The organism is Citrobacter sp. Cb041 (assembly GCF_030336655.1).
Classification (GTDB): domain Bacteria; phylum Pseudomonadota; class Gammaproteobacteria; order Enterobacterales; family Enterobacteriaceae; genus Citrobacter; species Citrobacter braakii.
Genome location: NZ_JAOWDD010000036.1, coordinates 25,226 through 48,040, shown reverse-complemented (window position 1 = coordinate 48,040; position 22,815 = coordinate 25,226). Strand labels below are relative to the sequence as shown.

19 protein-coding genes and 3 pseudogenes are annotated in these 22,815 nt (G+C 51.1%); 6 read left to right on the top strand and 16 right to left on the bottom strand.

Going from position 1 to position 22,815, the window contains the following annotated elements; translation table 11 throughout:
• Window positions 1-87 precede the first annotated feature (87 nt).
• The 4 genes from OGV52_RS08965 to OGV52_RS08950 all read left to right on the top strand — a co-directional run bounded on the left by OGV52_RS08965 (window position 88) and on the right by OGV52_RS08950 (window position 3,707).
• Window positions 88-1,269: an MFS transporter gene (locus OGV52_RS08965; protein ID WP_019078000.1), complete on the top strand. Its 1,182-nt coding sequence runs from the start codon at window positions 88-90 to the stop codon at window positions 1,267-1,269.
• The gene (yidZ, locus tag OGV52_RS08960) at window positions 1,238-2,197 is read left to right on the top strand and encodes an HTH-type transcriptional regulator YidZ (RefSeq protein WP_016155073.1); all 960 of its coding nucleotides are present in this window, start codon (window positions 1,238-1,240) and stop codon (window positions 2,195-2,197) included. The genes OGV52_RS08965 and yidZ overlap by 32 nt, the downstream gene beginning before the upstream one ends.
• A 166-nt stretch (window positions 2,198-2,363) precedes the next feature.
• Window positions 2,364-3,110, top strand: a complete 747-nt coding sequence (locus OGV52_RS08955; protein WP_016157819.1) for a 4'-phosphopantetheinyl transferase family protein — start codon at window positions 2,364-2,366, stop codon at window positions 3,108-3,110.
• Between the two features lie 30 nt (window positions 3,111-3,140).
• Window positions 3,141-3,707, top strand: a complete 567-nt coding sequence (locus tag OGV52_RS08950) for an NADPH-dependent FMN reductase (RefSeq protein ID WP_003827046.1) — start codon at window positions 3,141-3,143, stop codon at window positions 3,705-3,707.
• Between the two features lie 115 nt (window positions 3,708-3,822).
• On the opposite strand, the gene adeP is transcribed toward OGV52_RS08950, so the two are convergent.
• A complete protein-coding gene (gene adeP / locus OGV52_RS08945) occupies window positions 3,823-5,160 on the bottom strand; it encodes an adenine permease AdeP (protein WP_016155075.1) in 1,338 nt (445 codons plus the stop codon).
• A gap of 167 nt (window positions 5,161-5,327) precedes the next feature.
• Between adeP and yieH the strand changes: the two genes are divergently transcribed.
• Complete coding sequence (gene yieH, locus OGV52_RS08940; protein ID WP_016155076.1) at window positions 5,328-5,993, top strand: 6-phosphogluconate phosphatase; 666 nt, start codon at window positions 5,328-5,330, stop codon at window positions 5,991-5,993.
• A gap of 87 nt (window positions 5,994-6,080) precedes the next feature.
• On the opposite strand, the gene OGV52_RS08935 is transcribed toward yieH, so the two are convergent.
• Window positions 6,081-6,989 (bottom strand): chitinase, encoded by a 909-nt coding sequence (locus OGV52_RS08935; protein ID WP_049040614.1) that lies wholly within the window; start codon window positions 6,987-6,989, stop codon window positions 6,081-6,083.
• Window positions 6,990-7,210: 221 nt separating this feature from the next.
• On the opposite strand from OGV52_RS08935, the pseudogene OGV52_RS08930 reads away from it, so the two are divergent.
• A pseudogene (locus tag OGV52_RS08930) lies at window positions 7,211-7,519 on the top strand (hypothetical protein); the annotation flags it as partial.
• Here the strand turns inward: OGV52_RS08930 and OGV52_RS08925 are convergent.
• The 14 genes and pseudogenes from OGV52_RS08925 to atpG all read right to left on the bottom strand — a co-directional run bounded on the left by OGV52_RS08925 (window position 7,516) and on the right by atpG (window position 22,797).
• Window positions 7,516-9,600, bottom strand: coding sequence for a metallophosphoesterase family protein (locus OGV52_RS08925; protein WP_287108388.1), 2,085 nt, complete (start codon window positions 9,598-9,600; stop codon window positions 7,516-7,518). The pseudogene OGV52_RS08930 and the gene OGV52_RS08925 overlap by 4 nt on opposite strands.
• A gap of 113 nt (window positions 9,601-9,713) precedes the next feature.
• A complete protein-coding gene (locus tag OGV52_RS08920) occupies window positions 9,714-10,331 on the bottom strand; it encodes an oligogalacturonate-specific porin KdgM family protein (RefSeq protein ID WP_249415043.1) in 618 nt (205 codons plus the stop codon).
• 144 nt (window positions 10,332-10,475) lie between these two features.
• Window positions 10,476-10,698 (bottom strand): annotated as a pseudogene (locus tag OGV52_RS08915) (AraC family transcriptional regulator); the annotation flags it as partial.
• 44 nt (window positions 10,699-10,742) lie between these two features.
• Window positions 10,743-10,876: pseudogene (locus OGV52_RS08910) on the bottom strand (VRR-NUC domain-containing protein); the annotation flags it as partial.
• A 63-nt stretch (window positions 10,877-10,939) separates the two neighbouring features.
• Entirely contained in the window at window positions 10,940-11,665 is a 726-nt protein-coding gene (gene phoU / locus OGV52_RS08905) for a phosphate signaling complex protein PhoU (RefSeq protein WP_047498806.1), read from the bottom strand.
• Window positions 11,666-11,679: 14 nt separating this feature from the next.
• A complete protein-coding gene (gene pstB / locus OGV52_RS08900; protein ID WP_003023821.1) occupies window positions 11,680-12,453 on the bottom strand; it encodes a phosphate ABC transporter ATP-binding protein PstB in 774 nt (257 codons plus the stop codon).
• 106 nt (window positions 12,454-12,559) lie between these two features.
• Window positions 12,560-13,450 (bottom strand): phosphate ABC transporter permease PstA, encoded by an 891-nt coding sequence (gene pstA, locus OGV52_RS08895; RefSeq protein WP_016155077.1) that lies wholly within the window; start codon window positions 13,448-13,450, stop codon window positions 12,560-12,562.
• Complete coding sequence (pstC, locus tag OGV52_RS08890; protein WP_016155078.1) at window positions 13,450-14,409, bottom strand: phosphate ABC transporter permease PstC; 960 nt, start codon at window positions 14,407-14,409, stop codon at window positions 13,450-13,452. Before pstC ends, pstA begins: the two co-directional genes overlap by 1 nt.
• A gap of 192 nt (window positions 14,410-14,601) precedes the next feature.
• Window positions 14,602-15,642, bottom strand: a complete 1,041-nt coding sequence (gene pstS / locus OGV52_RS08885; RefSeq protein ID WP_016155079.1) for a phosphate ABC transporter substrate-binding protein PstS — start codon at window positions 15,640-15,642, stop codon at window positions 14,602-14,604.
• Between the two features lie 333 nt (window positions 15,643-15,975).
• Window positions 15,976-17,805 carry a glutamine--fructose-6-phosphate transaminase (isomerizing) gene (gene glmS / locus OGV52_RS08880; protein WP_049282853.1) on the bottom strand — a complete coding sequence of 610 codons (1,830 nt, stop codon included), beginning with the start codon at window positions 17,803-17,805 and terminating at the stop codon, window positions 15,976-15,978.
• Between the two features lie 235 nt (window positions 17,806-18,040).
• Window positions 18,041-19,411 carry a bifunctional UDP-N-acetylglucosamine diphosphorylase/glucosamine-1-phosphate N-acetyltransferase GlmU gene (glmU, locus tag OGV52_RS08875; RefSeq protein WP_019077996.1) on the bottom strand — a complete coding sequence of 457 codons (1,371 nt, stop codon included), beginning with the start codon at window positions 19,409-19,411 and terminating at the stop codon, window positions 18,041-18,043.
• 673 nt (window positions 19,412-20,084) lie between these two features.
• Window positions 20,085-20,504, bottom strand: coding sequence for a F0F1 ATP synthase subunit epsilon (locus OGV52_RS08870; protein WP_003023809.1), 420 nt, complete (start codon window positions 20,502-20,504; stop codon window positions 20,085-20,087).
• A 20-nt stretch (window positions 20,505-20,524) separates the two neighbouring features.
• Window positions 20,525-21,907, bottom strand: a complete 1,383-nt coding sequence (gene atpD, locus OGV52_RS08865) for a F0F1 ATP synthase subunit beta (protein ID WP_003023806.1) — start codon at window positions 21,905-21,907, stop codon at window positions 20,525-20,527.
• A gap of 26 nt (window positions 21,908-21,933) precedes the next feature.
• A complete protein-coding gene (gene atpG / locus OGV52_RS08860) occupies window positions 21,934-22,797 on the bottom strand; it encodes a F0F1 ATP synthase subunit gamma (RefSeq protein WP_016155083.1) in 864 nt (287 codons plus the stop codon).
• Between the last annotated feature and the right edge of the window lie 18 nt (window positions 22,798-22,815).

Here is a 22,815-nt window from a genome sequence, read left to right as displayed (position 1 = left end):
ATATGGAAATCACTGTTGTCCAAATGGCAACTCGTGCAGTTGACTCTCTGCCCGTATGCTTAGCGCCACATTCCTCATGAGGTCGCTATGACACGCTTTCTAATCTGCAGTTTCGCCCTGGTGTTACTTTATCCCGCGGGTATTGATATGTATCTGGTGGGGCTGCCCCGTATTGCTGCCGATTTACAGGCCAGCGAGGCGCAACTGCATATCGCGTTTTCGGTTTATCTGGCGGGAATGGCGACGGCGATGCTGTTTGCCGGGAAAATTGCCGACCAGTCAGGACGCAAACCCGTCGCTATTGTCGGCGCCCTCATCTTTATTTTCGCCTCTGCGCTGTGTTCATTCGCCGAAAGCGGTACGCCGTTTCTCACAGGCCGCTTTATTCAGGGCGTAGGCGCAGGCTGCTGCTATGTGGTGGCTTTCGCCATCCTGCGCGATACGCTCGACGATCGCCGCCGGGCGAAGGTACTGTCGCTGTTGAACGGTATCACCTGTATCGTGCCGGTACTGGCGCCGGTGATGGGGCATCTGATTATGCTCAAATATCCGTGGCAGAGCCTGTTCTACACGATGATCGGTATGGGTGTGGCCGTTTGCCTGCTGTCAGTGTTTATCCTGCGAGAATCGCGCCCAGCGACGCTCCCGGCATCTGCAGAGAAGAACCACCTATCTGAATCGCTGGTGAACCGTTTTTTCTTAAGCCGTCTGGCCATCACCACTCTCAGCGTGTCGGTGATCCTGACCTTCGTGAATACTTCGCCGGTGCTGTTGATGGAAGTGATGGGCTTTGACCGTGGTGAGTACGCCACCACGATGGCCATGACCGCAGGCATCAGTATGGCGGTCTCGTTCTCTACGCCATTCGCCCTGAGCGTGTTTAAACCTCGCGTTCTGATGCTGACCTCACAAGTGCTGTTTCTGTCTGCTGGTGTGGTGTTAACCCTTGCCAGTACGCACATGGTGACGCTGTTTGGGCTGACCTTAATCTGTGCCGGGTTCTCGGTCGGCTTCGGTGTCGCGATGAGCCAGGCGCTGGGACCTTTCTCGCTGCGTGCGGGCGTTGCCAGCTCGGCGTTAGGTATTGCGCAGGTTTGCGGTTCCTCGCTGTGGATATGGCTGGCGGCGGTGCTCGGTCTTGATGCGCTGAATATGCTGATCGGGATTCTGATTGGCTGTAGCATAGTGAGTATCATGCTGATTATCACTGTTGCACCTAACCGGTCCACGCCAACTCATGAAGAAATCCCTCAGCAGTCTCGATCTTAATTTATTGCTCTGCCTGCAGCTGTTGATGCAGGAACGCAGTGTTACCAAAACAGCCAAACGGATGAACGTCACGCCGTCGGCGGTCAGCAAGTCGCTGTCTAAACTGCGGGCCTGGTTTGACGATCCACTGTTTGTAAACACCCCGCTGGGGCTAACGCCAACACCGTTGATGGTCAGCATGGAACAGAATCTGGCAGAGTGGATGCAGATGAGCAACCAGTTGCTGGATAAGCCGCACCATGAAGCGCCGCGCGGGCTGAAGTTTGATCTGGTGGCCGAAACACCGCTGGTGATGATCATGTTTAACGCGCTCTCCCGACAGATCTATCAGCGTTATCCCCAGGCTACTATCAAAATACGCAACTGGGACTATGATTCGCTGGATGCAATTATTCGCGGCGAAGTGGATATCGGCTTTACTGGCCGGGAAAGCCATCCGCGTTCGCGTGAACTGTTGAGTTTGCTGCCGTTGTCGATCGACCATGAAGTGCTGTTTTCCGATCTCCCCTGTGTCTGGCTACGTGAAGATCATCCGGCATTGCAGGAAGAGTGGAATCTGGACACATTTCTACGCTATCCGCACATCAGCATTAGCTGGGAGCAAAGCGATACCTGGGCGCTGGATGAAGTCCTGCAAGAGATGGGGCGTGCGCGCAATATTGCGTTATGTCTGCCCGGTTTTGAGCAGTCGCTGTTTATGGCCGCCCAGCCGGATCACGCGCTGATAGCCACAGCTCCGGTTTATTGCCAGCGTTATAACCAACTCCACCAGCTTCCGCTCGTGGCGCGTCCTATGCCTTTTGATGCCGCGCAGCTGGAAAAAATGCGCGTACCGTTCACCCTTCTTTGGCACAAACGTAACAGTCATAATCCTAAGATCGTCTGGTTGAAAGACACCATCAAGGCGCTTTATCGCGATATGTCCTGACGTTGCACCGCCGCTTTGTTGCTAAATCGACTATTCTGGCAACAGAAATGTAAATATCGCGTAATGTATTCTATTTCAGCTTACTTTTTGGGCAGCAAAGCCTGCCTGGATGCCGCGTAAATGTTACTCTGGTAATTATCACGGACCATTAATCACGGAGCGAAAAATGGCGACACATTTTGCCAGAGGGATTCTTACGGAGGGACACCTGGTTTCAGCTCGCCTCCCTTCTCCATGTCATATCGAAGCAAGAGATCTCCCCGCTCATCGCCGAACACGTTTCCTGGCTTCCCGAAGTTTACTCGCTGAACTGATGTTTATGCTTTACGGCACCAGTACGCTGCCCGAGATTGTTACTCAGGCCAAAGGTAAGCCCGTTTTTCGCGATAAGAACCTGCCGGGATTTTCGATTTCCTATGCCGGGAATATCGTTGGCGTTGCGCTAACAACTGAAGGAACGTGCGGGCTGGATATGGAACTGCAGCGAGCTACCCGCAGCTTTCACCATCCGCATTCAACGGAAACATGGCGCTTCTCCAGCAACGAAAATCTGTGGATCAATAACCAAAACGACCCCAACGAAGCACGCGCGCAGCTCATTACGTTGCGCCAGAGCGTACTCAAACTCACCGGCGATGTAAGCAATGATGATCCACACGAACTCCAGCTTTTACCCGGCGCAGGACGTCTGAAATGTGCCCATGTTGCGCAGGTTGAAGCCATTTGCGATGCGGAAGATGTTCTGGTGTGGTCGGTTGCGGTTACGCCAACCATTGAAAAACTCAAGGTTTGGGAGTTTGATGGTAAACAGGACTGGAAAAGTTTGCCTGATATCCAGACCCGCGCCAATGAGCCTACGGGTCGTCTGATCCGGTTCTCTCAATTATGCGCAGCGAAGAGCCATACGCTTTGATTTAACCTTTATGATGAAACAGGAGTCACCATGTCAGAAACATTGAATGTTGTTACGTTACTGGGAAGTCTACGCAAAGGTTCGTTTAATGGAATGGTTGCCCGTACGCTGCCCAAGATTGCTCCAGCAGGAATGGAAGTCAACGCGTTGCCATCAATTGGTGATATCCCACTGTACGATGCCGACCTCCAGCAGGAAGAAGGTTTTCCGGCAAGCGTAGAAGCGCTGGCAGAGCAAATCAGGAAGGCTGACGGTGTCGTCATCGTGACACCGGAATATAACTATTCCGTGCCTGGCGGACTGAAGAACGCCATCGACTGGCTGTCCCGCCTGCCGGATCAGCCATTATCGGGTAAGCCGGTGCTGATCCAGACCAGCTCCATGGGCGCCATTGGCGGCGCGCGCTGCCAGTATCATCTGCGTCAGATCCTGGTGTTCCTCGACGCCATGGTAATGAATAAGCCGGAATTTATGGGCGGCGTGATTCAGAACAAAGTGGACCCGCAAACAGGTGAAGTGATCGACCAAAGTACGCTGGACCATCTAACCGGCCAGTTGACCGCATTTGGCGACTACATCCAGCGTGTGAAAGCCTAAAAGAAAAAGCCCGCTGGCTGCAATGCCTGGCGGGCCGTATCCGGTTATCAAATTTGCCTGATGGCGCTGCGCTTATCAGGTCTACACGCCTCGCGCAGCACCGTCTCAGCGGCAATTAATGCGCGTCGATAAACACAATCTTCAACACAAACAGCAGTGCGACAACGATGACGCATGGGCTGAGATCGCGGAAACGTCCGGTACCGATTTTCATCACACAGTAGGAAATAAAGCCCAGCGCGATACCTTCGGTAATCGAGAAGCTAAACGGCATCATCACGGCGGTAATAAACGCCGGAACGGCTTCAGTCAGGTCATCCCACTTAACGCGTGACAGGCTTGATGTCATCAGGACGCCAACGTAAATCAGCGCACCCGCGGCCGCATATCCCGGTACCATTCCCGCCAGCGGCGACAGGAAGATAACCAACAGGAACAACAGGCCGACAACTACCGCGGTCAGGCCAGTACGTCCACCGACAGAAACCCCGGAAGAAGACTCGATATACGCGGTAACGGAAGAAGTACCGATAAACGCACCAGCAACTGATGACACGCTATCCACATACAGCGCCTGCTTCATACGCGGAAACTTACCCTTCGCATCCGCCAGACCGGCTTTATCCGTGACGCCAATCAGCGTACCGGAGGAGTCGAACAGGTTGACCAGCATGAACGAGAAAATTACGCCCGCAAGACCAATGTTAAACGAACCAGCCAGATCAACATGCCCGATAACGGACATTACGCTCGGCGGCGCGGAGACGATCCCGTTGTAATGGACATCGCCCAGCATCCAACCCAGCAGCGTGGTCACAATGATAGAGATTAACACCGCCGCATGGATGTTACGTGAAGCCAGAATCGCGATGATAAAGAAGCCCAGAATACCGAGCAGTACGCTGTGGGACGTCAGGTTGCCAATAGACACCAGGGTGTCTTGGTTGGCGACGATAACACCAGCGTTTTTCAGCCCCATCATGCCGATGAACAGACCAATACCGCTGGTGATCCCCACGCGCAAACTAACCGGGATGTTGGCAATCATCCAGTAACGTACGCGGAAAATCGTCAGTAGCAGCAGACCTACCGCGCCCCAGAAGATTGCGCCCATACCGATCTGCCATGACAGGCCCATCGCGCCAACGACCACGAAGGCGAAGAACGCATTCAGACCCATAGCAGGCGCAAGTGCGACCGGCAGGTTGGCAAACAGGCCCATCAGGATGCTACCAAATGCAGCAATCAGGCAGGTGGTCACAAAGACGGCGCTGGTATCCATGCCAGCCACGCCAAGAATTTGCGGGTTAACAAAAACGATATACACCATCGTCAGGAAGGTGGTTAAACCGGCGATCACTTCGGTCCGTGCCGTCGTGCCATGTTCGCGCAGTTTGAACACGCGTTCCAGCATCCCCTGGCCAGAAGCCTGGGTTGTGTGTTGTTGACTCATTATCAATTTCCGAACAAGGAGGGAAAATTCGTCGCTATCCTATACCAAAATGCGACAATAGGGTTGGGTTATGAGCAACTTTTTTCATTGATTTTGCTTATACGGCAACGATTGCGTCGCCCAATAATGCATTACGAAAACGTTAAACTTGTTAAAACGGAAATGACATGTCCCAGATAGAAGCCGTATTTTTTGACTGTGACGGTACCCTTGTCGACAGTGAAGTGATTTGTTCTCGCGCGTATGTCAGCATGTTCCAGGCGTTCGGCATTACGCTCGATCTTGAAGAAACTTTTAAACGCTTCAAGGGGGTAAAGCTGTACGAGATCATCGACATTATCAACGAAGAGCACGGTGTCGAACTGGCAAAAGCCGAATTAGAACCGGTTTACCGCGCAGAGGTCGCACGTCTGTTCGATACGGAACTGGAGGTGATTGCCGGAGCCAATGCGCTGCTGGACAGCATGACCGTCCCTATGAGCGTGGTATCTAACGGTCCGGTCAGCAAGATGCAGCACTCGCTGGGTAAGCTGGGTATGTTGCACCATTTCCCTGATTTGCTGTTCAGCGGCTACGATATTCAACGCTGGAAACCCGATCCGGCCCTGATGTTCCATGCGGCGAAAGCGATGGACGTTAACGTTGAGAACTGCATTCTGGTTGATGACTCCAGCGCAGGCGCGCAGGCGGGGATTGCTGCAGGGATGGAAGTATTTTACTTCTGCGCCGATCCGCATAACAAACCAATCGATCATCCAAAAGTGACGACGTTTACCGATCTGGCGCAGTTGCCAGCATTGTGGAAAGCGCGGGGTTGGAATATTACGCGTTAAATAAGCAACCATCACACAATCTGCGTTCGCGGGAAAAGATAACCCCACCGAAAACAGCGGGGTTATCGTTCTTTTTCAAGTCAGCGCTTATTTGGTGAGGCCATTAACAAAATGGCTGCAATATTCCCCGGCCACACGCTGTTCCGGGTTGCTGCTGGTTGTCAGGTCAACATAGGTGTAAGACGAAGGATTGTCGCGGTTAAAATCCCAGATACCGATAAAATTCATGCCATTCTGTTTGGCAAAGGTGGCCAGCGTATCGGCATCATGAAGTTTAAACATGCTACCATCGTCATTCATACCTATCATCGGTGTAACCGCCACCGCCGAGTAGCCGCCGCTCACTGACAGAGAGGCTAACTGACTGGCGATGCTGCGGGCTGCGTCAACCGCAGATTTACCCATATCAGCACGATACTGCGCGCTGTAATAATCCATTGCCATACCGTTTACCACAAACGTTAATCCGGTATTATGCGCTTGTTTTACAATATTCACCCCAGTACTAGTTAAACCGGTTGGCATGGTGGGCAAAGTAAAGGAAATAGCGACTTCTGGATTATTTTTAGTTACCACTTTCAGCGCTTCACAAATATTACTGATATTATACTGACCATTTTCCAGATCAAAATCCAGGCCATATGCAGAATAATCATCAATAAAAGACTGGTAAATTTCAACCAATTCGGAAGTGCTAAAATAGGTTGATATATCGCTATTCACCGCGCCGCCAAAAGAAATAATAACCTTTTTACCGGCCGCATTGAGATCGTTTGCTAACGGCAATGCCCAGTCCATCGGCATGGTGTCCTGGGCAGCCCAGCAGGCTTTTTTGTTCGCTGATAAAGTAATAAAACCAAATACCAGACCGTCTACCTCCCACGCTTTAGCTTCCTGAGAATAAAGCGGATTTGGACGGCCATTGGGATAATCTTGCCAGTCAGACCATTCTGCATTTACGGTGACATCTATAAACGGGGTATAAAGCGTCTTCATATTTCACCTCATTATTTTTTCATATTAATCAATAATGCCAGAAAACTATTTATCTGGTCTCTGGCTGAGGTGATGCTATATTTTCAGAAACGGATAATTTATGACGATAGTCACACCCAAATGGTTCATGATAAAAACAAATATTTAATGATAGATATTATCATAGCAATGATGATTATCTGATAAATCTGGTCAGAAGCAGATGCCATATAAGAGGTTTGAGGGTCAATGGGCAATTCGTGGAAGTTGTCGATCTCCATACGCTGAGGATTGGCATCCGGGAGCAGCAGTTGCGCGACTGCCAGCGCAATGCGCCGTTTAGGTCGGGTTGGTGATCGGGTTGACATCAATATGCCTGGTGAGCAGTTACAGATTACCTTTAGGTTTGATTTTAAGTCTGTATGCGTGGCCCGGTACATAAAATCGCCAGCCTTCGCCATGTGTGGTGCTTATCGCCGTGCCCATATCGTCGGTCTGGGAATGGCGTGCTAATTCTCGCCCCTGCCGATGTGGCAGGGGCGAGGTTTTAACGCGCGGAGATTTCCCCCGTTTCGCTATTCAGGTGGAAATTTCGTGAAGGGCCGCCCCGCAGGTATTTATCGATAACGCTAAAAATACTGCCAAAACGCAGGCGGAAAATAGTCTCGAAATCGCTATCCGCCATCACCGCAGAAGCCTCATCTGGTAAGGAATGCGCCAACGTGCGGGTTAGCAAATGATATTCGCGTAAGCGTTGCGCGGAAATATCGCGCAGCGCCAGCTCATCGGCATTGCGCAGACGATAAAAATCCACCGCCAAATCAAAGCCGTTCCAGGATGCAAACTGCTCCAGCGTCATTCCGGCATCCCGAGCTAAAGTTAGCGCTTTTTGCCGCGCCAACTGCCATGCTCCAGCATTTTTTTGCAGGTAAATTTGCCCGATAGACCTGACAGGAGGCACGTCTCCTTTAGCGCACACGGCACGATCGCTGCTCATAGGTACAGTCAGAACATCTTGCCAAGAGTTATGACTGCTCAACTGACTCAGCGTCAGCATTTCCGCACCATTCAGGCTAAAAAGCATCTGCCGAATTTCACACGGCCACTCTTCGGGAATAAAGCGCAGCCGGGTGAGCTCGGTAATATGCCAGTTAGTAAAGTCATAATAATCCTTCGCACTCAGCACCGCCTTGTTCCATAAATGCGCAGAGCCCGTCGCTTTCAGATGCTCCCACTCTTGCTGATAATGTTCAAAAAGCTCATTAAAGCGCGGGACGCCGTCCAGGGTAACGGTCTGAACATCGATTTCGCTACGGTTAGCGAAATTGAGGATTTTATACGCTGGGACGTAGGCCGCCATGGAAGGTGCCTGAATATTAAATAGCAGGCTGCCGTCAGGATATTTACGCACGCCGGTATCGTTAAAGTGCATATGTCCGCCAACGTGTACGCCAATACCTGTTTTCGCTAACGCATGGCTGGTATCCTCCTTCGGAGCCCGCTTCAACTGAAATTTACCTTTGCCAAAGATGGATTCCAGATCGCTGGCAGCACCGTTATCAAACTCCACCATAGGGAAATGGCTAAAGGTAATCAGCGTCTTTTTCTGCTCTTTTGCTCGCATGGCAACGGACGTCATCCACGCCACGACCTGCTGCTTGTGAGTGAGCATTTTGTTGTAGCCTGCGTCACCTGAACCCGCGAAGTTTTTAGCAGACTGCGGATTCGTCAGGTCCGCATCCTCGCGCGGCACGTAAACATTCGCATCAACGGCCAGCAGCCATAGGCCTGGTATCGGCTCAACGAGATAGCTGCTGTCAGCGACGGTAAAACAGGGGCCATAATCTGGTTGTCGATATGAACCGCCTGTTCCCTGAGCACAGATTTCATACTGCCGCTGGCGGAAGTCGCTGGCTTGCTTTGCTTTGGCAAACGTATAATCCTGCTGCCCATAGGATGAATAAGGCGTTTCCCAGTAAATATCTTCAGGCTGCGGATCGATACCGAATGGGGACATCATTTTCATGATGTACTCATAACCACGGCTTACCATCTCTTCGCTACAGATGGTCGGCAATTCCGCACCTGTTGAGATAAGCGCAGTTTTTCCCTGATAACCCGTACACTCTTTGGCGCCAAAACTAAAAATACGTTGAGTTTTCCCTCCCTGACCTAAGAAATCCTCTTCCCCATCGGGTAAATCAAAGGGTCGGTTTGGGTCATGATTACCCGGCGTTGCAAAGAATCGCATTGCATACTTTTGCTCATACTCCTTCAGCAGGGTTACTAACCCGCGAATATGCACAGACTGCCCGTCATCGCTAAAATCACCGGGAAGCGCGATCAGTTTGATCCCCTTTTTCCCGGCGTCATCCAGTGCTGCACGCAGGGCAAAGTAGTTTTCATTAAATAATCGCGTTGACGTGAGCTGAGCATACATGGTGCGAATCATCGCACGCTGCCCACTTTTGCGATTCTTTAGCCCGCTAAATGCGCCATCCTGAAATTCGCCGTACACATCATGAAAATGGATATCCGGCATAAATGCGACGCGATATTGATAATTTTCAGTAGCAGCAGCATGGCTACAGAGTAAAAACGCCGTTATTCCGGCTATGGAAATTACTCTCATTGAATATCCTTATTTTTATCAAAAAAAATAATTAGAGTTTGTAGGTAATACCTACGCGATAACGCATCTCCCAGGCATCACGATAAGTTTTGCCATCTTTCACATATGAACCATCATCCCAATTCGACGTAAGGCACCCAGGTTTTATTTCCTCTCCAGGCCACAGTCATATTATGCACACAATCTTTTTCTTTACCGCGCAATGCCGGGTAGTCAGGGCTAAGACCGTTGGGCAAGCAGCAACACAAACAATGTACATAGCGCATCCTTCTGGTCGATTCAGGCAATAAAAAAAGCACAATAGCGAGAGCGCGCATTGTGCTTTGAGAAAGGCAGATTTGGTTATTCACTACGCCGTCGCTATCGGCACCACTGGCGTGGCGACAAACCACGAGCTGATGCAGGCTGGAAATACGGAAGCTGAAAGTTAGCTCATCGCGCTTACGCGAGCACAGCAACACCTGCGGAAACTGACGATGAGCATATCTTTTCATTTCGCACGACTGTCTAAAACCAGAACAGAGAGCCTGACCTGCACAATCCCAAAGCAAGGACCATTTCTGGGTTATCAGGTTTTCGGCACAAGAGGTAGGAGTAATATCAATTTCAACCAAATCGTTGACGGAATTAAACCAGCATGAATCAGCAAGTATGACTTTAATTTTGCTGTCGATGGAGAGCAAAATTAAAGTCATGCTTTTTAATAATCGCAATATGAATGACATTAACATAAGCTCCCACGAAATAATAAAGCGAGTGTAGCGCAAAAAAAAATGGCAATAACTGTGACTTATTGCACAGAGCATTAAATGTTTATTTTATTTTTCATCAAAAATCAGAACAAAAAATTCAGATATTAAATAAGAAAATATAATCTATTCTACTGCTATATGACCGCGCGACTGTCGCTGTTCCGGCGTCATGCCAATCTCACGGTTAGACATCAACGAAAAGTCGTAACTGCCTTCAAACCCATACTGCATCGCCAATCAGCCGTTCGGTATGTTGCAAGTATTGTGCGTGGCAGAGGTACAGCTGTCACAGGTAATTGTTGATGGTCATACCTATATGCTGATGAAACTGCTTGCGTAGCGCTCGCTAAACCGAGCCAGAAAAAAAGGACGATTACGACTGAACCGACCCCAGACCCCGCTTCCCTGCAGGTAAACCCATTCCTCTTCGTCGTTAAGCCAGCGGCTGAGTTCAGGATCTGTTGCGTCTCTTTTGACAGTGCGTTCCAGCCTTCGGCTACGCTACGCACCCCGCCCTCACTGAGGGCGGGGTGCGCCGAGTAACAAAGCCAACACACCAGCAACGTGACGGATGACGAGTATCTTTCTCACTCTTTCGGATCTTTGCCCGCCAGCAGCTTATCCAGCTCATCACCGCCCACGTGACGGAAGTCTTGTCCCTTCACGAAGTAGAAGATGTATTCGCAGATATTCTGGCAACGGTCACCGATACGCTCGATGGAGCGCGCGCAGAGCAGCGCGGTCAGCACGCTTGGAATGGTACGCGGGTCTTCCATCATGTAGGTCATCAGCTGACGCACGATACCTTCATACTCCTGGTCGACTTTCTTATCTTCGCGATAAATACGTACCGCTTCGTCAAGATCCATACGCGCAAACGCATCCAGCACGTCATGCAGCATTTGTACGGTGTGGCGACCCAGTGATTCCAGGCTTACCAGCAACGGCTGATGCTGTTGAGAAAATTTCTCCAGCGCGGTGCGGCAAATTTTATCCGCAACGTCGCCAATACGTTCCAGCTCAGCGATCGTTTTGATAATCGCCATCACCAGACGCAAGTCACTGGCGGTCGGCTGACGCTTGGCAATGATACGCACGCAGGCCTCGTCGATCGCCACTTCCATCATATTGACGTTCTTATCGCCCTCAATGACGCGCTTCGCCAGCTCACTGTCCTGATTGTGCATGGCGGTAATCGCATCAGAAAGCTGCTGCTCGACCATGCCGCCCATGGTCATCACCTGGGTACGGATGCTTTCCAGCTCTGCATTGAACTGGCCGGAAATATGTTTATTAAGGTTAAGATTATCCACAACAAGCTCCTGAATCAGCCGTAACGACCGGTGATGTAGTCTTCAGTTTGTTTCTTCGCGGGCTTGGTGAACAGATCGTCCGTGTTACTGAACTCAATCAACTCGCCCAGGTACATAAATGCCGTGTGATCGGAACAACGCGCAGCCTGCTGCATGTTGTGGGTAACGATAACGACGGTGTAATCCTCTTTCAGCTCAGTGATCAGCTCTTCGATACGCCCGGTAGAAATAGGGTCGAGCGCTGAACACGGCTCATCAAGCAGAAGCACTTCCGGGCGAATGGCGATCCCACGCGCAATACACAGACGCTGCTGCTGACCACCGGAGAGAGAGTACCCGCTCTGGTGTAATTTATCTTTGGTTTCGTTCCACAGCGCGGCCTTGGTCAATGCCCACTGCACACGCTCGTCCATATCCGCACGAGAGAGTTTCTCAAACAGACGCACGCCAAAAGCGATGTTGTCGTAGATGGACATCGGGAACGGCGTCGGCTTCTGGAATACCATGCCCACTTTGGCACGCAGCAAAGCGATATCCTGAGTGTTGGTGAGAATATTGTCGCCATCCAGCAGGATTTCGCCTTCCGCACGCTGTTCCGGGTACAGTTCAAACATTTTATTGAACGTACGCAGCAACGTCGATTTACCACAGCCTGACGGCCCGATAAACGCCGTTACCTGGTTTTTGGCAATATCCAGGTTGATGTTCTTCAGGGCATGGAACTTGCCATAGTAGAAGTTCAAATCACGAACCTGAATCTTACCCGGGGCAGTATCAACCATACTCATTTCAATCTTTTCCTCATCATGCCTGATGGCGCGCAGCTTTCAGGCCTACAAATGTCTTCAATCGTAGGCCGGATAAGGCGTTTACGCCGCCATCCGGCACTTCGTCTTAACCGTGTTTCTTCTTCGCGAAAATGACGCGCGCCAGAATGTTCAGCAGCAGTACGCACAGGGTAATAATCAGTACCCCGGCCCAGGCCAGTTGCTGCCACTCAGCAAACGGGCTCATCGCAAACTTAAAGATAGTGACCGGCAGGTTGGCGATAGGCTGCATCATGTCGGTGCTCCAGAACTGATTGGAGAGCGACGTAAACAGCAGCGGAGCCGTTTCACCTGCGATACGTGCAATAGCCAGTAAAACGCCTGTAATGATGCCTGAGACAGACGCCTTCAGGGTGATTGCAGAAATCATCTTCCATTTCGGCGTACCCAGCGCATAGGCGGCTTCACGCAGGCTATCCGGTACCAGCTTGAGCATGTTCTCCGTGGTACGAATAACAATGGGCACCTGCAACAGCGCCAGCGCGATAACGCCCGCCCAGCCGGAGAAGTGCTCCATTTTTGCTACCACGATGGTGTAAACGAACAGACCGACCACGATTGATGGCGCAGAAAGCAGGATGTCGTTGATAAAGCGGATCACCTCAGCCAGCCAGGACTTACGTCCGTACTCTGCCAGGTAGATGCCCGCCATAATACCAAGCGGTGTACCAAACACGGTCGCCCACAGAATTAACAGTCCGCTACCGGCCAGGGCATTCGCCAGACCACCACCAGCCGTATTCGGCGGAGGTGTCATTTCGGTGAACAGCGCCAGTGACATACCGTCAATACCGCGGGTGATCGTGGACATCAGGATCCAGATAAGCCAGAACAGACCGAATGCCATGGTCGCCATAGAGAGCGTCAGCGCGATGCGGTTCTTCAGACGACGACGCGCCTGCATTTTACGGCGGGATTCCGCAAGCGCAGCGGTGTTTTGCATTTCAAGCGTAGCCATTAGCGTGCCCCCTCGTTCTTCGCAAGGCGCATGATCATGAACTTAGACGCCGCCAGCACGATGAAGGTAATCACAAACAGAATCAGGCCCAGTTCCATCAACGCGGCAACGTGCAGTCCTGATTCCGCTTCGGCAAATTCATTCGCCAGCGCAGAAGTAATACTGTTGCCCGGCATGTACAGCGAGGCACTATCGAGCTGGTAGGTGTTACCGATGATAAACGTCACCGCCATGGTTTCACCCAGCGCGCGGCCCAGACCGAGCATCACGCCGCCGATCACGCCGTTTTTGGTGAACGGCAGGACGATGCGCCAGATAACTTCCCAGGTAGTACAACCGATGCCGTAGGCTGACTCTTTCATCAGCACCGGCGTTTGTTCGAACACATCGCGCATAACCGCCGCAATGTACGGGATGATCATGATGGCGAGGATCACGCCAGCGGCCAGAATACCGATACCAAACGCCGGACCCGCAAACAGCGCGCCAACAAACGGAATGTTGGAAAGGATGTTCCCGACCGGCTCCTGGAAGTAAGTCGCAAACAGCGGGGCAAAGATAAATAGGCCCCACATGCCGTACACGATACTCGGAATTGCCGCCAGCAATTCAATAGCGATACCCAGCGGGCGACGCAGCCAGCCAGGAGCAAGTTCAGTCAGGAATAAGGCTATGCCAAAACTCACCGGAACGGCGATCAGCAGTGCGATAAGCGAGGTGACCAGCGTACCGTAAATCGGTACTAATGCACCGTAGATATCGTTTGGCGCATCCCATTCTTTAGTCCACAGAAAGGAGAAGCCAAATTTCTGAATGCTTGGCCAGGAGGAGATAACCAGAGAGACAATAATGCCACCCAACATCAATAGCACAATCAGCGCAGCCAGTTTTACCAGCGCGCTGAATATCATGTCACCTTTTTTACCCGGTGGGTTCAAAGCAGGCTTGGTTGCAGCCATAAATCACTCTTTAAGTTTGGGCCAGGAAGCACGCATTTTATCGTGCTTCCCGGCTAACGTAATGCCATACCCTAAATAATTCGAGTTGCAGCAAGGCGGCAAGCTTGTGAATACCCAGGAGCATAGATTCACTATGTGACTGGGGTGAACAAGCACAGCCAACACAGCTGCGGCTCGAAGTATGACGGGTATTTAGTACAGCGCTTTACCGCTGCTGTCCTTCACGTTGGTCTTCCATGCAGCACGAATCTGCTCAACCACGCTGTCCGGCAGGCTGGCGTAGTCCAGGTCATTAGCCTGTTTGCCACCATTTTTGTACGCCCAATCGAAGAACTTCAGCACTTCAGCACCCTGCTCAGGTTTCTTCTGCTCTTTATGCACCAGGATGAAGGTGGTGGAAGTGATCGGCCACGCATCGTCACCTTTCTGGTTAGTCAGATCCTGGGCGAAGGTTTTGCTCCAGTCAGCGCCTTTTGCAGCGTTGGCAAAGTTTTCTTCGGTCGGACTTACCGGTTTGCCATCAGCAGAGACCAGCTTGGTGTACGCCAGGTTGTTCTGCTTAGCGTAAGCGTACTCAACGTAGCCGATAGAACCCGGCAGACGCTGTACGAACGCAGCGATACCGTCGTTACCTTTACCGCCCAGACCGGTCGGCCAGTTAACGGTAGAGCCGGAACCAATTTTAGATTTCCACTCTTCGTTCACTTTCGCCAGGTAGCTGGTGAAAACGAAGGAAGTACCGGAACCGTCAGCACGACGCACAACGGCGATATTCTGAGAAGGCAGCTTCAGACCCGGGTTCAGTTTGGTGATGGCTTCATCATCCCACTTCTTAATTTTACCGAGGTAGATGTCGCCCAGCGTTTTACCGTCCAGCACCAGTTCGCCGGATTTCAGGCCAGGGATGTTCACCGCCAGCACCACACCACCAATAACAGTCGGGAACTGGAACAGGCCTTCTTGCGCCAGTTTCTCGTCAGACAACGGTGCGTCAGAGGCGCCGAAATCAACGGTATTGGCCGTAATTTGTTTTACACCACCGGAGGAGCCGATACCCTGGTAGTTTACTTTGCTACCGGTCTCTTTCTGATAGGTATCTGCCCATTTGGCATACACTGGCGCAGGGAAGGTTGCACCTGCACCTGTCAGGCTCGCTGCTGCAAACGCAGAAAACGCGCTCATGGATAAGGTCGCGGCGACAACAGTTGCGACAGTGGTACGCATAACTTTCATAATGTCTCCTGCACGGTTTTCGTAAATCGTTGTTTGAGTTGCTACTGTGAGCAAAATAGGACAAACAGGTGACAGTTAAATGTACGAAATATGACAGTTTTATGACAATGAAAAACTCGGGAAGTTTTTTATCTAAAAATACATTTAAAACAGGATGTTAATTACCATCATGACAATAACATTTCGCTGAAATTTTCTTTTTATGACACTGAAAACAGTAGTTGAAGATGACGGTTTGTCACATAAAACAGGCGGGATAATTGATTAAAAACAGAACAAGCTAAAAAAATGCCCCACTTACAGCAGGGCATTTTCAGTTCAGTTAAGTGCGGATTACTCTACGGTAACCGACTTTGCCAGGTTACGCGGCTGGTCCACGTCGGTGCCTTTAATCAGCGCCACGTGATACGCCAGCAACTGCAGCGGAACGGTGTAGAAGATCGGTGCAATCACCTCTTCCACATGCGGCATCTCAATGATGTGCATGTTTTCGCTGCTGGTAAAGCCAGCATCCTGGTCCGCAAAGACGTACAACTGACCGCCACGGGCGCGAACTTCTTCAATGTTGGATTTCAGTTTTTCCAACAGTTCGTTGTTCGGTGCAACTACGATAACCGGCATATCGGCATCAATCAGCGCCAGCGGACCGTGTTTCAGTTCGCCTGCAGCATAAGCTTCAGCGTGAATATAAGAGATCTCTTTCAGCTTCAGCGCGCCTTCCAGCGCAATCGGGTACTGATCGCCACGGCCCAGGAACAGCGCATGGTGTTTGTCTGAGAAACCTTCCGCCAGAGCGGCAATGCGTTTGTCCTGAGACAGCATCTGCTCAATACGGCTCGGCAGTGCCTGCAGACCGTGAACGATCTCCTGCTCGATAGACGCATCCAGGCCTTTCAGACGAGACAGTTTCGCCACCAGCATCAGCAGAACGGTCAGTTGGGTAGTAAATGCTTTCGTCGAGGCCACACCGATTTCGGTACCGGCATTGGTCATCATCGCCAGGTCGGATTCGCGCACCAGAGAAGATCCCGGTACGTTACAAATAGCCAGCGAGCCCAGATAGCCCAGCTCTTTAGATAAGCGCAGACCCGCCAGGGTATCCGCCGTTTCACCGGACTGGGAAAGGGTAATCATCAGACTGTTACGACGCACGGCGGATTTGCGATAGCGGAACTCGGAAGCGATTTCGACATCACAAGGAATACCAGCCAGCGATTCAAACCAGTAGCGGGACACCATGCCGGAGTTGTAGGACGTACCGCAGGCGATAATCTGGATATGCTCAACCTGAGACAGCAACTCGTTGGCACGTGAACCCAGCTCGCTTAAATCCACTTCACCGTGACTAATGCGCCCGGTCAGCGTATTTTTAATTGCGTTCGGCTGTTCGTAGATCTCTTTCTGCATGTAGTGGCGATAAATACCTTTTTCGCCCGCGTCATACTGCAGATTCGATTCGATATCCTGACGCTTCACTTGTGCGCCAGACTTGTCAAAAATAGAGACTGAACGACGGGTCACCTCCGCGATGTCACCTTCTTCCAGGAAGATAAAGCGACGGGTTACCGGCAACAGCGCCAGCTGATCGGAAGCGATAAAGTTTTCCCCCATCCCCAGACCAATCACCAGCGGGCTACCTGAACGGGCCGCCAGCAGCGTTTCCGGGTTACGGGTATCCATGATCACCGTGCCATAGGCACCGCGCAACTGTGGAATAGTACGCAGTACGGCTTCACGCAGCGTACCACCCTGTTCCAGTTCCCAATGCACCAGGTGAGCAATCACTTCGGTGTCGGTTTCAGAAACAAAGGTGTAACCACGGGTTTTCAGTAGTTCACGCAGAGGTTCATGGTTTTCAATGATGCCGTTATGCACCACAATAATGTGTTCAGAAACATGGGGATGCGCGTTCGCTTCTGAAGGTTCACCGTGTGTCGCCCAACGGGTATGAGCGATACCTGTACCACCATGCAGCGGATGTTCTTCCGCAGCAGCAGTCAGCATCTGCACTTTACCCAGACGACGCAGACGGGTCATGTTGCCTTCAGCATCGACAACGGCCAGACCAGCAGAGTCATAACCACGATATTCCAGACGACGTAAACCTTCGAGAAGGATTTCAGCTACATCACGCTGCGCGATAGCGCCAACAATTCCACACATATTTTTTGATTCCAAATTTAGGCATTTGCCTGTCGTTGTCGCTGACCTGTATTTGCCCTTTCCGGGCGCCCCGAGCCTTGTAGAGAGTGGGGTTATTTTTATGGTACTGCTTGTTGAGCGGAGGATTATGTTATCCCCTCATCTCTTGTCTGCCTGATGGCGCTTACGCTTATCAGGCCTACAGAACGTCACCGCACGTAGGACGGATAAGGCAAAGCCGCCATCCGGCAAAAAATTACTTCTTCTTCACCGGACGCTGCCAGCCCTGTTTATGGACCTGAGGTACACGGCTTAATACCAGTTCGTTATCGGCGACATTACGCGTTACGGTAGTGCCAGCAGCGATGGTGGCACCTTTACCCACGGTGACAGGCGCCACCAACTGGGTATCAGAACCCACAAACACATCATCACCAATAATGGTTTTAAACTTATTGGCACCATCGTAGTTGCAGGTAATCGTACCCGCGCCGATATTCACGTTATCGCCAATTTCCGCATCGCCCAGATAGGTCAGATGACCAGCTTTAGAACCTTTACCCAGACGCGCTTTTTTCATTTCGACGAAGTTACCCACGTGCGCGCCTTCCTGCAGCTCAGCACCCGGGCGCAGACGCGCGAATGGGCCGATGGTGCAAGCGGCTTCCAGATGGGCATCTTCCACCACACTGTATGGGCTAAGCTCACAACCTTCACCAATCACGCTGTTTTTGATGATACAGCCAGCACCAATCTTGACGCGATCACCAACGGTTACGTTACCTTCAATGATAACGTTAGTATCAATTTCAACATCGCGCCCGTGAATAAGCGTACCGCGAAGATCAAAACGTGCAGGATCGCGCAGCATCACGCCCGCCAGCAACAGTTTCTCTGCTTGCTCAGACTGATAAACACGCTCCAGACGGGATAACTGAAGACGGTTATTCACCCCTTCCGTTTCGCTAATACGTGCCGGATGTACCGCAGCAATTTCGCGTCCTTCCTGATACGCCATAGCAATGATATCGGTGATGTAGTATTCACCCTGCGCATTGTTATTGGTGAGTTTGGACAGCCAGCGCTTCATATCAGCGCCATTGGCAATCAGAATACCGGTGTTGATTTCCTGGATTTGGCGCTGCTCGTCAGTTGCATCTTTATGCTCGACGATACCGGTGACGTTACCGTTCTCACGCGTAATACGCCCATAGCCGGATGGATCATCCAGTTTTACCGTTAACAGGCCGATGCCGCCCTGCGGTTTAGCATCACGCAGGCTACGTAAGGTATCGGTAGAGATCAGCGGCACATCGCCATAGAGCATTAAAATGTCTTCGTCATCACCAAAGAATGGCGCTGCCTGCTGCATTGCATGGCCGGTCCCCAACTGCTCTGCCTGCAGAATCCAGTTTAGATTGCCATCTTTCAGCGTCTGCTTAAGCAAATCACCACCGTGCCCGTAGACCAGATGTACGTGAGTCGCACCTAATTCATTAGCGGCATCAATGACATGCTGAACCATCGGCTTTCCTGCGAGGGTATGCAGCACTTTAGGGAGATCGGAATACATACGCGTGCCTTTGCCTGCGGCAAGGATCACGACGCTCATAGCATTATTCAACATACACGTCCTGACTGTAATTTGAGAACGAATTTATACCGTTTCACATTGAAAATACTACATTTTTTTCATCGTGAAATGGACCGAAGATAAAACGTTCAATCGGGGAAATTTCCCCTCTGATAACTCTCTATTTTCGTCTATTTCGGCGTCTTTTGTCTCCCAAAAACCAGGAGGCTGCTCTTATTAAAGCCTTAGGTTAATGTTTTTGCTATTTTTTTACTGCATGAATAAAGAGTTACAAAAGAAAAGTATAATTTTATTAATGTGATTCAGCGAGAAGCAGAAAAAACAGACAGGGAAAATAGAGTTTTAAAAGGGAAGAGGACAAACGATAAAGCGGAGGAGGGGGATTTAATAACAGCTGGCGCGTGCTGATAACCGTATGAAGCATCGCGCCACAGAGCAGGTTGGGAAGACTAAACTTCCATGCTGCTGAAAAGGGCGATGATTTTATTAATCAGTTTCATGTTGGTATCCTGTTTTTATCTGAGTTAATTATGTGACACACATCACACAAAAAAGAGTCTACGCCTCATTTTTTAACCGATCAATATTTTTGTGACACAAATCACAAAATAATAAAACAGCTTTTTAGTTCCACTTTCACTGAAACAAAACCATAAAAAAAGCCAGCCTGGCAACCAGACTGGCTTTTGTGCTTTTCAAGCCGGTGTTACATCGCTTTTTTGGTCAACTCGATAACGCGCAGTTTCGCGATCGCTTTGGCCAGTTCCGCAGATGCCTGAGCGTAATCCACGTCACCATGAGAGCTCTTAATGTGCTCTTCAGCCTTACGCTTCGCTTCCAGGGCTCTCGCTTCATCGAGATCCTGTCCGCGAATCGCGGTATCAGCCAGAACGGTCACGCTGCCAGGCTGCACTTCGAGAATGCCGCCAGACAGATAGATAAACTCTTCATGACCGAACTGTTTAACGATGCGGATCATACCAGGCTTAATGGCGGTGAGCAGCGGTGCGTGACCCGGGAAAATACCCAGTTCACCTTCACTACCCGTTACCTGGATTTTTTCGACCAGACCAGAGAACATTTGCTGCTCTGCGCTGACGACGTCCAGGTGGTAAGTCATTGCCATATCACCCTCCGATTAAGGCGTTAAAGTTTTTTGGCTTTTTCCACGGCTTCGTCGATAGAACCAACCATGTAGAACGCCTGCTCTGGCAGGTGGTCGTATTCGCCTTCCATGATGCCTTTAAAGCCACGGATGGTGTCTTTCAGGGATACGTATTTACCCGGAGAACCGGTGAATACTTCCGCAACGAAGAACGGCTGGGACAGGAAGCGCTGAATTTTACGTGCGCGTGCTACCACCAGTTTGTCTTCTTCAGACAGTTCATCCATACCCAGGATGGCGATGATGTCTTTCAGTTCCTGATAACGCTGCAGCAGAGACTGTACGCCACGCGCGGTGTCGTAGTGTTCCTGACCAACAACCAGCGGATCCAGCTGACGGCTGGTGGAGTCCAGCGGGTCAACTGCCGGGTAGATACCCAGAGATGCGATCTGACGGCTCAGTACCACGGTTGCATCTAAGTGAGCAAAGGTGGTTGCTGGGGATGGGTCAGTCAAGTCATCCGCAGGTACGTATACCGCCTGAACGGAGGTGATAGAACCGGTTTTGGTAGAGGTGATACGTTCCTGAAGAACACCCATCTCTTCCGCCAGGGTCGGCTGGTAGCCTACCGCTGATGGCATACGACCCAGCAGTGCGGATACTTCTGTACCGGCCAGGGTGTAACGATAGATGTTATCAACGAACAGCAGAACGTCACGACCTTCGTCACGGAACTTCTCAGCCATGGTCAGACCGGTCAGAGCAACGCGCAGACGGTTTCCCGGCGGCTCGTTCATCTGGCCATATACCAGGGATACTTTGTCCAGAACGTTGGAGTCGGTCATTTCGTGGTAGAAGTCGTTACCCTCACGAGTACGTTCACCCACGCCCGCAAACACGGAGTAACCGGAGTGTTCGATCGCGATGTTACGGATCAGCTCCATCATGTTTACGGTTTTACCTACACCCGCACCACCGAACAGACCAACTTTACCGCCCTTAGCGAACGGACACATCAGGTCGATAACTTTAATGCCGGTTTCCAGCAGTTCCTGAGAGCTGGACAGCTCTTCATAGGAAGGTGCCGCGCGGTGGATAGCCCAACGCTCTTCTTCACCGATATCGCCTTTCATGTCGATCGGGTGACCCAGGACGTTCATGATACGACCCAGAGTTGCTTTACCTACCGGGACTTCGATCGGGTGCTCGAGATCTTTAACTTCCAGACCACGACGCAGACCGTCGGAAGAACCCATGGCGATGGTACGTACGATACCGCCGCCGAGCTGCTGCTGAACTTCCAGCACCAGGCTCTCTTTACCATTCATAACCTCAAGAGCATCGTACACGCGCGGTACGGCATCCTGAGGGAATTCGACGTCAACCACGGCGCCGATTACCTGGACAATTTTTCCAGTAGCCATCTTGAATCCTCTACGAATTAACCTGGTTATACCGCGGATGCACCACCGACGATTTCGGTGAGTTCCTGAGTAATGCTGGCCTGACGAGCTTTGTTGTATACCAACTGCAGCTCTTTAATCAGGCTGCCGCCATTGTCGGTCGCGGCTTTCATCGCCACCATACGTGCGGCCTGCTCGCTGGCCAGGTTTTCTACCACGCCCTGATAAACCTGAGACTCGACATAACGACGCAGCAGGGTATCCAGCAGCGCTTTCGGGTCTGGCTCATACAGGTAATCCCAGGATTTACGCTTCAATTCATCATCATCTGATGCCGGCAGAGGCAGCAGTTGGGTGATGGTTGGCGTCTGAGACATGGTGTTAATAAATTTGTTGCTGACAACGTACAGTCTGTCCAGACGACCTTCATCGTAGGCCTGCAGCATCACTTTAACCGGACCGATCAGTTCGGACAGGGAAGGGTTATCCCCCATACCGGTTACCTGAGCAATCACATTACCGCCAACGGAGTTAAAGAAAGACACGCCCTTAGAGCCGATCATTGCGATATCGCACTGAACGCCTTTATCGGACCATGCTTTCATATCCGCCAGCAGCTTTTTGAACAGGTTAATGTTCAAGCCACCGCACAGACCACGGTCGGTCGACACCACCAGGTAGCCCACGCGCTTAACGTCGCGTTCTTCCAGGTAAGGGTGCTTATATTCCAGATTACCATTCGCAAGGTGACCAATCACTTTGCGCATGGTCTCTGCATAAGGACGGCTGGCCGCCATGCGATCCTGCGATTTACGCATTTTGGAAGCGGCGACCATCTCCATCGCTTTAGTGATCTTCTGCGTGTTCTGGACGCTTGCGATCTTACTACGTATCTCTTTTGCGCCGGCCATGAGCTTCTCCTCAATGCC

Bases quoted from the DNA above. Each gene is read 5' to 3' on its own strand.
- OGV52_RS08965 (WP_019078000.1), top strand. From the start codon at position 88: ATGACACGCTTTCTAATCTGCAGTTTCGCCCTGGTGTTACTTTATCCC.
- yidZ (WP_016155073.1), top strand. From the start codon at position 1,238: ATGAAGAAATCCCTCAGCAGTCTCGATCTTAATTTATTGCTCTGCCTG.
- OGV52_RS08955 (WP_016157819.1), top strand. From the start codon at position 2,364: ATGGCGACACATTTTGCCAGAGGGATTCTTACGGAGGGACACCTGGTT.
- OGV52_RS08950 (WP_003827046.1), top strand. From the start codon at position 3,141: ATGTCAGAAACATTGAATGTTGTTACGTTACTGGGAAGTCTACGCAAA.
- adeP (WP_016155075.1), bottom strand. From the start codon at position 5,160: ATGAGTCAACAACACACAACCCAGGCTTCTGGCCAGGGGATGCTGGAA.
- yieH (WP_016155076.1), top strand. From the start codon at position 5,328: ATGTCCCAGATAGAAGCCGTATTTTTTGACTGTGACGGTACCCTTGTC.
- OGV52_RS08935 (WP_049040614.1), bottom strand. From the start codon at position 6,989: ATGAAGACGCTTTATACCCCGTTTATAGATGTCACCGTAAATGCAGAA.
- OGV52_RS08925 (WP_287108388.1), bottom strand. From the start codon at position 9,600: ATGAGAGTAATTTCCATAGCCGGAATAACGGCGTTTTTACTCTGTAGC.
- OGV52_RS08920 (WP_249415043.1), bottom strand. From the start codon at position 10,331: ATGTTAATGTCATTCATATTGCGATTATTAAAAAGCATGACTTTAATT.
- pstB (WP_003023821.1), bottom strand. From the start codon at position 12,453: ATGAGTATGGTTGATACTGCCCCGGGTAAGATTCAGGTTCGTGATTTG.
- pstA (WP_016155077.1), bottom strand. From the start codon at position 13,450: ATGGCTACGCTTGAAATGCAAAACACCGCTGCGCTTGCGGAATCCCGC.
- pstC (WP_016155078.1), bottom strand. From the start codon at position 14,409: ATGGCTGCAACCAAGCCTGCTTTGAACCCACCGGGTAAAAAAGGTGAC.
- pstS (WP_016155079.1), bottom strand. From the start codon at position 15,642: ATGAAAGTTATGCGTACCACTGTCGCAACTGTTGTCGCCGCGACCTTA.
- glmS (WP_049282853.1), bottom strand. From the start codon at position 17,805: ATGTGTGGAATTGTTGGCGCTATCGCGCAGCGTGATGTAGCTGAAATC.
- glmU (WP_019077996.1), bottom strand. From the start codon at position 19,411: ATGTTGAATAATGCTATGAGCGTCGTGATCCTTGCCGCAGGCAAAGGC.
- OGV52_RS08870 (WP_003023809.1), bottom strand. From the start codon at position 20,504: ATGGCAATGACTTACCACCTGGACGTCGTCAGCGCAGAGCAGCAAATG.
- atpD (WP_003023806.1), bottom strand. From the start codon at position 21,907: ATGGCTACTGGAAAAATTGTCCAGGTAATCGGCGCCGTGGTTGACGTC.
- atpG (WP_016155083.1), bottom strand. From the start codon at position 22,797: ATGGCCGGCGCAAAAGAGATACGTAGTAAGATCGCAAGCGTCCAGAAC.